The organism is Clostridiisalibacter paucivorans DSM 22131, assembly GCF_000620125.1.
GTDB lineage: Bacteria > Bacillota > Clostridia > Tissierellales > Clostridiisalibacteraceae > Clostridiisalibacter > Clostridiisalibacter paucivorans.
Window position 1 is genome coordinate 1 of record NZ_JHVL01000038.1, and the last position, 13796, is coordinate 13796.

The 13796-nt window shown below is 29.2% G+C and carries 17 protein-coding genes; 16 read left to right on the forward strand and 1 reads right to left on the reverse strand.

Going from position 1 to position 13796, the window contains the following annotated elements; genetic code table 11:
• Positions 1-209 precede the first annotated feature (209 nt).
• Positions 210-1274, forward strand: coding sequence for a DUF5711 family protein (locus tag Q326_RS0110605; RefSeq protein WP_026895378.1), 1065 nt, complete (start codon positions 210-212; stop codon positions 1272-1274).
• 36 nt (positions 1275-1310) lie between these two features.
• Positions 1311-1988 carry a CvpA family protein gene (locus Q326_RS0110610; RefSeq protein WP_026895379.1) on the forward strand — a complete coding sequence of 226 codons (678 nt, stop codon included), beginning with the start codon at positions 1311-1313 and terminating at the stop codon, positions 1986-1988.
• Between the two features lie 13 nt (positions 1989-2001).
• Here the strand turns inward: Q326_RS0110610 and Q326_RS17135 are convergent, their stop codons facing one another.
• Positions 2002-2271: a DUF2089 domain-containing protein gene (locus Q326_RS17135; protein WP_051531385.1), complete on the reverse strand. Its 270-nt coding sequence runs from the start codon at positions 2269-2271 to the stop codon at positions 2002-2004.
• Between the two features lie 261 nt (positions 2272-2532).
• On the opposite strand from Q326_RS17135, the gene yedF reads away from it, so the two are divergent.
• The 14 genes from yedF (at position 2533) to Q326_RS0110685 (ending at position 13697) form a co-directional block, all read left to right on the forward strand.
• Positions 2533-3126 carry a sulfurtransferase-like selenium metabolism protein YedF gene (yedF, locus tag Q326_RS0110620; RefSeq protein ID WP_026895380.1) on the forward strand — a complete coding sequence of 198 codons (594 nt, stop codon included), beginning with the start codon at positions 2533-2535 and terminating at the stop codon, positions 3124-3126.
• Positions 3127-3245: 119 nt separating this feature from the next.
• Positions 3246-3530: a putative Se/S carrier protein gene (locus Q326_RS0110625; protein WP_026895381.1), complete on the forward strand. Its 285-nt coding sequence runs from the start codon at positions 3246-3248 to the stop codon at positions 3528-3530.
• A gap of 2 nt (positions 3531-3532) precedes the next feature.
• Positions 3533-4384: a mechanosensitive ion channel family protein gene (locus Q326_RS0110630; protein ID WP_026895382.1), complete on the forward strand. Its 852-nt coding sequence runs from the start codon at positions 3533-3535 to the stop codon at positions 4382-4384.
• Positions 4385-4429: 45 nt separating this feature from the next.
• Entirely contained in the window at positions 4430-4618 is a 189-nt protein-coding gene (locus Q326_RS0110635; RefSeq protein ID WP_026895383.1) for a DUF951 domain-containing protein, read from the forward strand.
• A 123-nt stretch (positions 4619-4741) separates the two neighbouring features.
• Positions 4742-5923: an aminotransferase-like domain-containing protein gene (locus Q326_RS0110640; RefSeq protein ID WP_026895384.1), complete on the forward strand. Its 1182-nt coding sequence runs from the start codon at positions 4742-4744 to the stop codon at positions 5921-5923.
• Positions 5924-6086: 163 nt separating this feature from the next.
• Positions 6087-6371 carry a 30S ribosomal protein S6 gene (gene rpsF / locus Q326_RS0110645; protein ID WP_026895385.1) on the forward strand — a complete coding sequence of 95 codons (285 nt, stop codon included), beginning with the start codon at positions 6087-6089 and terminating at the stop codon, positions 6369-6371.
• A gap of 21 nt (positions 6372-6392) precedes the next feature.
• Positions 6393-6827, forward strand: coding sequence for a single-stranded DNA-binding protein (locus Q326_RS0110650; protein ID WP_026895386.1), 435 nt, complete (start codon positions 6393-6395; stop codon positions 6825-6827).
• Positions 6828-6842: 15 nt separating this feature from the next.
• Positions 6843-7070: a 30S ribosomal protein S18 gene (rpsR, locus tag Q326_RS0110655; RefSeq protein WP_026895387.1), complete on the forward strand. Its 228-nt coding sequence runs from the start codon at positions 6843-6845 to the stop codon at positions 7068-7070.
• A 165-nt stretch (positions 7071-7235) separates the two neighbouring features.
• Positions 7236-7553, forward strand: coding sequence for a MazG-like family protein (locus Q326_RS0110660; RefSeq protein ID WP_026895388.1), 318 nt, complete (start codon positions 7236-7238; stop codon positions 7551-7553).
• Between the two features lie 12 nt (positions 7554-7565).
• Positions 7566-8507, forward strand: a complete 942-nt coding sequence (locus tag Q326_RS0110665) for a YybS family protein (protein WP_026895389.1) — start codon at positions 7566-7568, stop codon at positions 8505-8507.
• Between the two features lie 48 nt (positions 8508-8555).
• Complete coding sequence (locus tag Q326_RS0110670) at positions 8556-10556, forward strand: DHH family phosphoesterase (RefSeq protein ID WP_026895390.1); 2001 nt, start codon at positions 8556-8558, stop codon at positions 10554-10556.
• 1 nt (position 10557) lies between these two features.
• A complete protein-coding gene (gene rplI, locus Q326_RS0110675; protein WP_026895391.1) occupies positions 10558-11004 on the forward strand; it encodes a 50S ribosomal protein L9 in 447 nt (148 codons plus the stop codon).
• Positions 11005-11035: 31 nt separating this feature from the next.
• On the forward strand, positions 11036-12376 hold the full coding sequence (gene dnaB, locus Q326_RS0110680; RefSeq protein ID WP_245592089.1) for a replicative DNA helicase: 1341 nt from the start codon (positions 11036-11038) through the stop codon (positions 12374-12376).
• Positions 12377-12497: 121 nt separating this feature from the next.
• Entirely contained in the window at positions 12498-13697 is a 1200-nt protein-coding gene (locus Q326_RS0110685; RefSeq protein WP_026895393.1) for an FprA family A-type flavoprotein, read from the forward strand.
• The last annotated feature ends 99 nt before the right edge of the window (positions 13698-13796 follow it).

The following is a 13796-nucleotide window of genomic DNA, read 5'->3' on the forward strand; positions in this document are numbered from 1 at the left end:
AGTTAGTGGTTATTATTTAGTAGTTAGTGGTTGGTGATAGAAATCTTGCAGATTTCATCATTGGACTGGGAACTATTAACTAATACCTACTAACTTTTTTTACTTTTATTGCTCTATTTGATTGGTTAAATATTTATTTAAATATTATTTTTGTTTTAAAAGGATTTTGAGTATTTATAGTGAATTATTATATAGGGTAGGTGTTATGCATGGAAAATAAGGGTATTATACGAAAGATATTGATGTTAGTTTTGTTACTCACTACTTTATTTATAGTATTTTTAGGGAAACCTTTTAAAAATAAGATTTTAGGATTTTTAGATGGAGATATATCCATAAAGGCTGTGAATAAGATAGATGCATCAAATGTTCAAGATATAGATTTTATAAGTGATATATTGATTATAAAAGGCAATGAAGATATAAAAGCCTATGATATAGATGGGGCTATGGTTTGGAGTAAAGACAGAGGTGGAAATAAGAATTACTACATAGGAAATGATGCAATATATGAAAGTGAAAACAAAGGAAATTATGTAAAGGCGTATAATAATAAGGGAAAAGAAATTTGGAATATTAGCAAGTTAGATCCTATAGATAAAACAATTGAAAGCAATGGGGGAATTTTTGCTATAACAAAAACAGATAATGGGTTTGATAAACTGATACTGATAGATAAAGACGGAAATTTAATATCAAATTGTGTTTTTGAAAATGAAAGCATTATAGGCGCATATTATAATGAAGATAGCTTCTGTGCTACAACTTTGAATATAGAAAATGAAGAATTAAAAAGTACAATGTATCATTATGATTTAAATGGCAAGCTTTTATGGGAAGTGACATTCAAAAATCAAATAATTGCTAAAGTAAGTTTTCTATCAGATAGAGATACATTAATATTATCGGATGAAAAGATAATGAGGTATAATAAGGACAAATTACTTTGGAGTAAGGAATTTGAAGGAATATTAAAGGATGCTGAGATTGCAGATGGGATTTATTTATTATTTAATAATTCTAAAGACTTTGTGGAATCTATAGATTTTAATGGTAAGACTCAGTATAAAAATAGTTTAAACATTGAAGGGGATAGTATATTTAGTTCCAATAGAGATATATTTATTATAGGAGACAAGATATTAGTAGGATATGATAACAATAAAGGTTCCAATGAATATATAATGAATGATAAAATAGAAGACTTTGCTTATAATGATAGATATGTGGCATTGCTATCATCAGGAACTATTAGTATCATAAGTATAAAATAAAGAGAGGGTTATATTGTATAACGGGGTGGAGTATATATGGATTTAACGGTAATAGATATTATAATAGTTGGAATTGTAACTATAAATGGGATAATGGGAGCAATGCATGGGTTAATATTGTCGGTATTTAATTTTTTAGGTATAATATTTTCTTTATATCTAACAAAATTATATTATCCTATTGTTTCTAAATATATATATAAAAATCCACCTATGTATGGTCCTATAAAAGAATTCGTAGACAAAAGATTGGTAAGCATAACTCCAGAAATAGGAAATGGACAAGGGCTAGATGCAGTAGTTGAAATATTAAAAATTCCTAGGATTACAGGACTGGAGACCCAAGCCAATGAGTTTATAGGAGCAGGTGGGGAAGTTATTTCTAATACTATAACTAATTTTATAATAAATATGATAAGTATAATTATAGTATTTATAACTATAAAGTTTTTAATATATTTACTTATGAAGGCTTTAGATACAATTGCTAAGTTGCCAGTATTAAAACAGTTTAATAAAGTGACAGGTTTTTTATTTGGTATAGTTAAAGGTATAATAGTTGTCTATATAATATTTGCTATTCTTACACCTATTGTCTCTATTTTTCCAGAACAAGATATGGCAAATTTAATCTATAGATCTAATCTTGGATATTTTTTCTACGATAATAATATTATAATAAAATTTTTAGAGGTAAACGGATTTATAGGTTAATATACAATTCTTTTTACTTATTTATATGTAAAGCTGATACTATTGATTCTAATCTATTTTTTACAGTAGGGTATGAAATAGACAATTCTCTTTCCATTTCTTTTATACTTCCTTTGTTTTTAAGAAATATTTTAATAAAATTTTTTTGTTCTTTACTCAATTTACAGAAGTCACATAATTCAAATTCACCTTCTATTGAAGTATTGCAACTAGAACAATAGAGTTTAGTGATTTTCATATTTTCACCACAAAAAGGACATTTTCCTAAAGATTCTTTAGACATAAGGGCACCTCCTAAATCTACAGTTTGTATTTTTTTTAACATGAACTTTATAATTATAGAATATTAGTATATACTAGAAAAGTCAATTGTTATTTTTAAAAATAATATATTGTTATAAAAAGTATGACAATTATTTATTATTTTTTGTCATAATAAATAGCATAATTATAGAGATTATAAATAGATATATTTAATGTGCTTAGTAGATGATATAATTTTATATATAGAACAAAGATTTTACAATATAGGAGGAGTATTTTTATGAAAAAAGAGGTAGATGCGCGAAATCAAGATTGTCCTAAGCCAGTTATAATGACTAAGAAGGCATTAGATTCTATAGATTATGGCATTATAACTACTTTAGTAGATAATGAAGTCGCAAAAGAAAATGTATCAAAGCTTGCAAGGAGTTCAAATTTTGAATATACAGTAGACAAGACAAATGAAGGAGATTTTCTTGTAAGTATAACTAAAGGCGAAGTAGGTGATGAGGAAAAAGTTTGTATACCTGATACATTCAAAGACATTACAGTAGCCATATCTTCAGATAAAATGGGGAAAGGAAATGATGAATTAGGCAGTATCCTTATAAAGGGATTTATTTATACATTAACTGAAGCTGTACCATATCCAGCTACTATTTTGTTTTACAATAGCGGTGTAAAATTAACAACTGAAGGTTCTGAAGTATTACAGGATCTTAAGAAATTAGAAGCTCAAGGTGTCGAAATACTATCTTGCGGAACGTGCCTAGACTTTTTTAATATAAAAGACAAATTAAAGGTTGGAGAAATTTCAAATATGTATACAATTGTTGAAAAACTAAAAAATACTTCAAATACTATAAATATATAAAATTGATTCTATATAGCGACTGAAAAGCGGTCGCTTATTTTAGATATCAAATTAAAGATAAAGGAATTATTGATTAATTATTATAAGAAAGATAAATAGAATATAGGAAGAGTGGTTATATGACAGTAGAAATTTATGGTATAATAACATTTGAATCTACACATCATGCAATAAGAGGAGAAAATATAATAAAAAAATTAATTAATAATATTAGAACTATACCTACTCCCAGGGAAATTACTACTAGTTGTGGATTATCTATAAAATTTGATATTTCTGATAAAAATGCTATAATTGAAACAATAAAAAAATCTAATCTTGCTATAAAAGGAATATATAAAATAACTAAAAAGGGTCATGAAAAGAAGATAGATATAATATATAGTAATAATGGTGGTGACTAACGATGGAAAAATTAGACGAATATATAAGTGTCTGGTTAAGTGGAGATAATTCACAACTTTCTATACTTGAAAAGGGCATAAAGATAGTAATTATATTAATATTAATTAGAGTAGGTATTAAAGTATGTCATGTTATTATTGATAAATTTTTTGATCAACAAAAATCATTGAAATATAGAATGGAAGATAGAAAGGCAAAAACTTTATCAGCGATATTAAAAAGTGTAGTAAAGTATGTAATATATTTTATAGGTATTATCCCCATACTTGAAATATTTGGGATACAAACTACGTCTATATTGGCTACAGCAGGTATAGGTGGTTTGGCTATAGGTTTTGGTGCACAAAACTTAGTTAGAGATGTAATTACGGGTTTCTTTATACTTTTTGAAGATCAATTTTCTGTTGGAGATTACATTAATACCAGCGATTTTGAAGGTATAGTTGAAGAACTTGGGATTAGGGTTACTAAGATTAGAGATTTTAATGGAGATTTACATATAATACCCAATGGGAAAATAGAAATAGTTACAAATAGGTCTAAGGGTAGTGTAAGAGCCTGGGTAGATGTGGGGATAGCATATGAAGAGGATATAGATAATGCAATAAATGTTTTAAATAAGTTAATGGAAGAAATAAAGGAAACAAATAAGAATATAGTTGAAGGGCCAACAGTTCTGGGAGTTTCTAACCTTGGATCATCGGATGTTGTTTTATCCATAGTTGCTCAGACAAAGTCCATGGAGAAGTGGTCAGTAGAGAGAGAGATAAGAAAGAAGATTAAGGATACTTTTGACAGAGAGGGAATAGAGATACCTTATCCTAGAAGAGTGGTAATAGATAAAGATAGTTAAAATGTAAAATAAAAATATTTATATAAATCCTTGGAGGTGAATATAATGCCTTTGAAAATCGAAGTGGGAGATGTGGTTCAATTAAAAAAGAAGCATCCATGTGGAGAGGATAGATGGGAGATAATGCGTACTGGTATAGATTTTAGAATTAAATGTTTAGGCTGTCAAAGGCAGGTGTGGTTGCCTAGGAGAAAATTGGAGAAAAGAATTAAAAAGATAATAGAAAAGGAATAATAGTGTAAAAATATTCCAAAAACATGGACAGGAATAATACCATATAGTAAAATAGTTATATAAGGTATGATATTAATTTATTAAAATAAATTAATATAAAATTTTTTGGGGGTGTATATTTATATGGGTTTAAATTATGCAAAGAGAATGGATAATATTAAGGCATCTGAAATTCGTGAGCTTCTCAAGCTCACTCAACAGCCAGAGATTATATCTTTTGCTGGAGGACTGCCTGCACCAGAGTTATTTCCAGTTAAGCAAATGGCTGAAGTTTCCAAACAAGTATTGGAAGAAGTAGGAAGTAGCGCACTTCAATATGGTCCCACAGAGGGATATGGTCCTTTTAGAGAACAAATAGTTAAAAGAATGAAAAAAGGACAGATTGAAACTAGCAAAGAAAATATACTTGTAACTAGTGGTTCTCAACAGGGATTAGACTTAACAGGTATGATATTTTTAAATCCAGGTGATGTAGTATTATGTGAAAGCCCTAGCTATTTGGGTGCTTTAAATGCATTTAAGGCCTATCAACCTAAATTTAAAGAGGTTTCCACCGATGATGATGGAATGGTTATGGAAGATTTAGAAAAAATCCTTGAAGAAACAGAAAATGTTAAATTTGTATATGTAATACCTGATTTCCAAAATCCATCAGGAAGAACTTGGTCTATAGAAAGAAGAAAAAAATTAGTTGAATTAGCAAACAAATATAACATAGCTATAATAGAAGATAATCCATACGGAGAATTAAGATTTGAAGGGGAGATACCTCCAGCAGTTAAACACTATGATACTGAGGGTAGAGTAGCATACTTAGGTACATTTTCTAAGACTTTTGCACCAGGAATGAGATTGGGTTGGATTTGTGCAGAAGGAGAGTTTTTACAGAAATATATCTTTGTAAAACAAGGTACGGATTTACAAACAAGCACAGTTTCACAAATGCAATTAGCTAAATATTTAGAAAAATATGATTTGGATGAACATATTGAAAAAATAAAGGTTGTATATAAGAAGAGAAGAGATTTAATGTTAAATACTATGAAATCAGAATTTCCAGAAGGGGTTAAATTTACTTATCCAGAGGGAGGATTATTTACTTGGGTAATTCTTCCTGAACATATAAATGCCAAAGATTTAGCTAAATTGGCTATTGAGAAAAAGGTTGCTTTTGTACCAGGAGGTTCGTTCTTCCCCAATGGAGGAAATGAAAATACTTTAAGATTAAATTATTCTAATATGGACGAAGAAAGAATAGTTTTAGGAATCAAGAGATTAGCTGAGTGTATAAAAGAAATGCTTTAATATTTAAAGGACAGTAAATTTACTGTCCTTTAAATATATATATATATATTAATTGTTTTATAGAAAATACCCTTGTAATAAAATTTAACTAGTGATATAATCTTAGAATGTGATAATGTCCTTGCTCCGGAAGGAGCCGTTAGTCCAAAAGGAGGTGAAATGTATGAATAAATATGAAGGTGTTTTTATTTTTGAGCCAAATATGGAAGAAGAGTCTAGAAATGAACTCTTTGAAAAAGTCAAAGGAATAATTGAAGAAAATGGTTCAATTACAGATATTGATGAGTGGGGAAATAGAAAGCTTGCTTATGAAATAAAAGATTTTACAGAAGGATACTATATAGTTATTAAGTTTGAAACAGCTGTAGATGCTATCAATGAAATTGGTAGAATTTGTAAGATTTCTGAAAAAGTTATCAGGCACATGATCGTTAATGATGATGAATAAATTATTAAGGAAGGTGCTTTCGTGAATACTGTAATTTTAATTGGAAGATTAACTGCCGATCCAGAGTTACGTTTTTTACCTGGAAATGGTACCGCAGTAGCTAATTTTAGTGTTGCTGTAGATAAAGATTTATCTAAAGATAAAAAGCAGGAGTTTGAGCAACAAGGAAAACCTACTGCTGACTTTCCTAGAATAGTGGTTTGGGGAAGGCAAGCTGAGAATTGTGCCAATTACTTAGCCAAAGGAAGAATGGTTGGAGTACAAGGAAGATTACAGACAAGAACATATGATAATGCTCAAGGACAAAGGGTTTATGTTACTGAAGTTGTAGCAGAAAGAGTACAATTCCTAGAGTGGGGAGATAATAAGAATAATAATACTAATAATACTGGTACAGATGATTTCGGGATATCAAGTGGATTTCAACCGGTAGATGATGATGACATACCATTCTAAAAAGGAGGGAAAAGAATGGCTAGAAGAAATTTTAGAAGAAGAAAAAAAGTATGTAATTTTTGTGTAGATAAAGTAAATCACATTGATTATAAAGATATAAATAAATTAAAGAAATATGTAACTGAAAGAGGAAAAATTCTTCCTAGAAGAATAACAGGAAACTGTGCAAAACATCAAAGACAATTAACTAGAGCTGTAAAAAGAGCAAGAAACATAGCGTTATTGCCATATACAGCAGAGTAAAAAGGCGGCCACATAGATGGCCGTTTTTTATTTAGGTTTAATGGATTTTTGCTTGGCTTGTTTGACATAATCTTTTCCAGTGTATAGAATCTTATTAAGACTTTAAGTTTTCTATGTATATTAGACATATAGTTCTTTGATATAATATAATAGGGAGGGATTATTATGAATTTAAATATAGATATAACTAAAAATATTAAGGTTATAGAATGGCTAAAAAGTGAATTGCTTACTACAATAGCATCATTATTTGAATTGTTGGTCAATGGAGCAAAGAGTAGTCAAGATGCTATATTGGATGTGCTAGCTAATATTATTTTTGTTACATATTTATTGGGTAAAAGATTGGGAATTTCTTATGAAAAAATAAATTTGCATATTGAAAACAAAATAAAGCTGGGAATAATTGAAAATCATAAGATAGAGAAATGGTATGGTGATCTAAGTGAACTTTCAAATCATTTTAATAGAAATAATAGATAGAGGTGAATATATTTGAACTTAAAGGATAAAACTACGAAATTTACTGAAATAGCAATAATTACTAGCATAATGACTATTTTTATATTTTTAGGTTTATATGCTATACCAATTATATTTATACTTTACCCAGTACCTTTTATAGTATTGGCTGTTAGACATGGAATAAAATATAGTATTATGTCAATACTAGTGTCTTGTGCTTTAGCATCTATATTAATAGAATTTTTTGTAGGCGTATTTATATTTATAATATTTGGAGCTATATCAGTTGTATTGGGATATATGATTAATGAAAAGTATAAATCATATCAAATTATAGGTGGTGGGACTTTAATATCTTTGGTTACAGTTGCATTACTTTTATATGTAATGGGAATTTTCACAGGAATAAATTTAGTAGATCCAATAAAAGATTTTTTCAATGAGGCATTACAATTTCAGAAACAAATATTGGGAACTATGGATTTTACACAATATGAGATAAATGAAATACTAGATATGTTAAAACAAGGCTATAATTATACTATGCTTGCAATGCCTACTATAATAATTATAAGCTCAGTTTTTTTGGTGTATATAAACTACTATATTTCAGTAGTGATTTTAAATAGATTAGGAAATAAAGTTGATTATATACCTAAATTTAAACATTTCAAGTTACCAGGAAATGTACTTATGGGTATTTTAGTAATATTTCTTGGAACTACTATAATAAGAGTATTAAAGTTATTTTATTATGATACTATATTTTTAAATGTAATTACTGTATTGTCTTTTATATTTCTTATACAAGGGCTAGCAGTGGTAATGTTTTTTTTAGATAGAAAAAAGATAAATAAGTTTATAAAGGCAATTTTATTTGTACTAATTTTATTATCGGGGCCATTGAATATAATAATATCTTTTATAGGAGTAGCCGATATATTATTCAATTTTAGAAAAATAAAAAGATAACAAAGGTCTTTATTGTTTCTATCTATGCTTTTTTGGGAGGATATAACGATGATTAGTAATAAGTTCTTTAAGTTTTTAAATGTAGATACTAAGATATATCTTTGGATAATAGGAATATTGATAGGAATTATTTCTATATATGAACCAAAGATAGGAGCTTTTGGGGTAATATTACTTATATATTTAATATATTACCACTGGAAGAATATACATCTAAGAAAGGTTGAATGGCAAAAATATATAGAAGGATTAACGGCAGAATTTGATTCTGCTACGAAACATGCCATATTAAATTTACCTATACCATTAGCAATGATAGAAGTAGATGGAACTATAAATTGGTATAATCCTAAATTTTCAGAGATAATAGAAAAAGAGGATATATTAGAAAAAAATATAAGTGAGATTATACCTAATTTTAATGTGGATGATATAATAGAAAAAGATAAAGAGATGTTTATTGAGGCTACTTTGAAGGATAGACAATATAAGGTTTTATATAATGTAGTAAAACTTAAAAATAGGTCCGACAGGGACTATATAATAATGCTCTATTGGATAGATATAACAGCTTTTTCTACGCTTAAAACTAAATATAATAGTGAAAAAGATAATGTATGTCTTATACAGATAGATAACTATGAAGATGCAATAAAAACTATGGATGAAACAGAGAGACCAATTATACTGGCAGAGATAGACAAAAGAATAAACACTTTATCTTCTAGAATAAATGGTTTAATTATAAAATATGAAAGTGATAAATATATTATAATATTTGAAAACAAATATTTAGATATGCTAGAAAATAAGAAATTTAATATATTAGACGATATAAGAGAGATAAATTTAGGAAATGATATTCCCGTAACATTAAGTATAGGAGTAGGTGTAAACGGGAAAAATCCTAGTCAATTATATGAATTTGCTAAAGGGGCAATAGAAATAGCTTTAGGTAGAGGTGGAGACCAGGCAGTAGTTAAAAAAATTGATAAATTAAGTTTTTATGGTGGGAAAAGTAAGGCTGTAGAGAAGAGAACTAAAGTTAAAGCTAGAGTTATATCCCATGCGTTAAGACAACTTATAGATCAATCTGAAAAAATATTTATAATGGGACATAAAATAGGAGATATGGATAGCTTTGGTGCATCTGTAGGCATATTGAGGGCAGTAAAAAATAGAAATAAAACAGGATATATAGTATTGGATGGAATAAACCCCTCTATAAAAAGTATATTTGAAAAAATAAAAAATGAACATCCCGAGTATTTAAAAAATATAATTTCTCCAGAAGAAGCAGTATCATTAGCTACCAAAGATTCTCTATGTGTGGTGGTAGACATACATAGACCAAACTATACTGAAGCCCCTGAATTATTGGATATAATAGAGAAAAAAGTACTTATTGATCATCATAGAAGGGGAGCAGCATTTATAAAGGATCCAGTGCTTATTTATTTAGAACCTTATGCTTCATCTACATGTGAATTAGTTACTGAGATATTATATTATATGGCAGATAAGTCTAGTATAGAAAAATTTGAAGCTGAGGCTCTTTTAGCAGGAATAACTGTAGATACTAAAAGTTTCACATTTAAGACAGGAGTAAGGACCTTTGAAGCAGCTTCATTCTTGAGGAGATCTGGGGCAGATACCACTGCTGTAAGGCAATTATTTCAAGATGACTTAAATACATTTATATTAAAAGCTAATGTAGTAAAAAATGCAAAAATAATAGATAAAAGGATTGCTATTTCAACTATGGATACGGAAACAGATGATGCAATACTTATAGCTGCTCAGTCTGCAGATGATTTGCTTAATATAAGTGGAATAACTGCATCCTTTGTATTGACTATGTATGATGGTATAGTCCATATAAGTGGCAGATCTTTGGGGGATATAAATGTACAAGTTATAATGGAAAAATTAGGTGGTGGTGGACATCTAACTGTAGCAGGAGCTCAGCTAAAAGATATAGAAATCTGTAAGGCAGTAGAAATGGTTGAAGAAGTCATAAAAGAATATTTAGAGGAAGGTGATGATTAGAATGAAGGTTATTTTAATAAAAGATGTAAAAGGACTTGGAAAAAAAGGAGATGTAGTAAAGGCTAAAGATGGATATGCAAGAAATTATTTATTGCCCAAAGGTTTAGCTAAAGAGGCTACAGATGGAAACATAAAAGTTCTAAAGGAACAAAAAACTGCTAAAAAGATAAAAGAACAGGAACAGTTAAAAAAGGCTAAGGAATTATCTAAAAAGATTTCTGAAAAAGAAGTTAAAATAAAGAGTAAAGCAGGAGAAAATGGAAAGCTGTTTGGGTCCATAACTACAAAGGACATAGCAGATGCATTGAAGAAGCAACATAAAATAAAAATAGATAAAAGAAAGATTGTACTAGATAATAATATAAAGACTTTAGGGGTTACTATAGTAGAGGTAAAGGTATATCCTCAAGTGAGTGCTAAGCTAAAAGTACATGTTATGGAGCAATAATTAAAAGTATTTAGATATGGAGGTAACAATAATGGAAGGGAATCTGGACATAGGCAAGGTTCCACCCCAAAGTTTAGAGGCGGAGCAATCGGTTTTAGGTTCTATGATTTTAGACAGAGAGGCAATAGTTACTGCATCGGAAATATTAGATGCTGATGATTTTTATAGTGAAGCCCATAGGGAGATATATAGCTGTATATTGTCTTTATATAATAAAAATGAACCAGTGGACTTGATTACATTATCTGAAGAGTTGAAAAAAAGAGACACCTTGGAATCTGTTGGTGGAACTATATATTTAGCTAATCTTTCTGATAGTGTATATACTACTGCTAATATAAAACAATATTCTGAAATAGTGGAAGAGAAATCTATATTGAGAAGGCTTATCAAGGCGTCTAATGAGATAATTTCAGAGGGTTATAGTGATAGTAAGGATATAAATCTAGTAATTGATTTTGCAGAGAAAAAAATATTTGATATAACTCAAAAAAAGAGCCACGATGGATTTGCTCCTATAAAAACTGTCTTATTAGATAGTTTTAATAGAATAGAAGAATTATATGAAAGCGAAGGTGGATATACAGGACTTCCAACTGGTTTTATAGATTTAGATAATAAAACATCAGGATTACAACAATCAGACTTGATATTAGTGGCTGCTAGACCCTCTATGGGTAAGACAGCATTTGCATTAAATATAGCACAGAATACTGCGTTGAAGCAGGGAGCATCTGTTGGGATATTTAGTTTAGAGATGTCTAAAGAACAGTTGGTACATCGTATGCTTAGTGCAGAATCTCATGTGGAAATTCAAAAGATAAGAAATGGAGACTTATCTGAAGATGAATGGCCAAAATTGATAAGGTCTATGGGTCCCCTTTCACAAGCCAACATATTTATAGATGATACTCCAGGAATAACTTTAAATGAGATGAGGGCTAAATGTAGAAGATTAAAGATAGAACATGGTCTAGATTTAGTACTTATAGATTATTTGCAGCTTATGAATTCTGATAGCAGAGGAGAAAATAGGCAACAAGAGATATCTTCTATATCTAGAGGTCTAAAAGGACTTGCTAGAGAAATGGACTGTCCTGTGATGGCACTGTCTCAGTTGTCTAGGGCACCAGAACTTAGGGCTGACCATAGACCAATAATGTCAGATTTAAGAGAATCGGGAGCAATAGAACAGGATGCCGATGTGGTACTTATGTTGTATAGAGATGAATATTATCATCCAGACAGTGATAAAAAGAATATAGGAGAGGTAATAATAACTAAACAAAGAAACGGACCTACAGGGACAGTAGAATTAGTATGGATGGGGCAGTTTACTAAATTCTTAAGTATAGAAAGATTTAGGGAGTAATGATTATGTTTAAGTTTTTTGGGTATTAAATATAAGGATTGAGAATATTATAGCAGATATATTTGTTAGGTTTATAACAAATTGACTTGTTGATATATAATTTTGTAGAAGGAGGATAAATATGGACAATAAAAAAGTACTTGATATTAATGAAACTGTAAAGTGGATAGGTATTTTAGATCCAAGTTTAGTAACCTTTGATGTAGTGATGGAGACAAAATATGGAACAACATATAATTCTTATTTTATTGATGCCGATAAAAAGGCTATAATAGAAACTTCAAAGGAAAAATATAAAACAGAATATCTTGAAAAAGTTAAAACGGTAGTAAATCCTGAAGAGATTGATTATATAATTCTTAACCATACTGAGCCAGACCATTCAGGAAATTTAAGACATCTTCTAAGATTGGCTCCAAATGCTAAAGTTGTAGGGTCGAAGTCTGCAATTAATTTTTTAAAGCATATAGTAGATATTGACTTTGAATCTATAATAGTTAAGGATGGAGATACACTGGATTTAGGAAATAAAACATTGAAATTTATATCAGCTCCGTTTTTACATTGGCCTGATTCAATGTATACTTATCTAGAAGAAGATAAGACATTGTTTAGTTGTGATTCATTTGGATGTCATTTTTGCGATGAAAGGATGTTTGATGATTTAGTAGATAATTTTGATGATGCGTTTAAATATTATTTTGATGTAATACTTAAACCCTTTAGCAAATATATGCTACAAGCTATAGATAAAATAGAGGGATTAGATATAGATGTTATTTGTCCAGGACATGGACCTATACTCAGAAGCAATTGGAAGAAGTATGTAGAATGGTCAAAGGAATTATCCCAACCAAATAAAATAGAGAAAAAGCATAGGGTATTTATCCCTTATGTATCGGCATATGGAAATACTGGCAAGATGGCAGAAAAAATAGCAGAGGGCATAAAAGAGTATGAAGATGTAGAGGTAGAGGTATCAGATATAGAAATGATGGATATATTTGATTTAGAAGAGAAGGTAGAAAAGAGTACGGCTTTAATTGTGGGTTCACCTACTATAAACCAAAATATATTATTACCTATTTATAAGTTATTTGCCATACTTAACCCTATAACCAACAGAGGCAAACTTTCAGCTGCATTTGGTTCTTATGGTTGGAGTGGAGAAGGAGTAGAGATAATAGAGAACAATTTAAAAAATCATAAATTAAAAGTTCCTATGAAGGGATTAAAGGTAACATTTGTTCCCTATGAGGATACTTTTGAAAAGTGTAAAGAATTTGGCAGGGAATTTGGCAAGAAACTTATGGAAAAATAGATTATATTTCTTGTGAAAAAAGTTAGTAGATGTTAGTTAGTAGATATTAGTTAGTGGTTAGTAGTTTAATGATGAAATCCATAAGATTTCATCCATCGA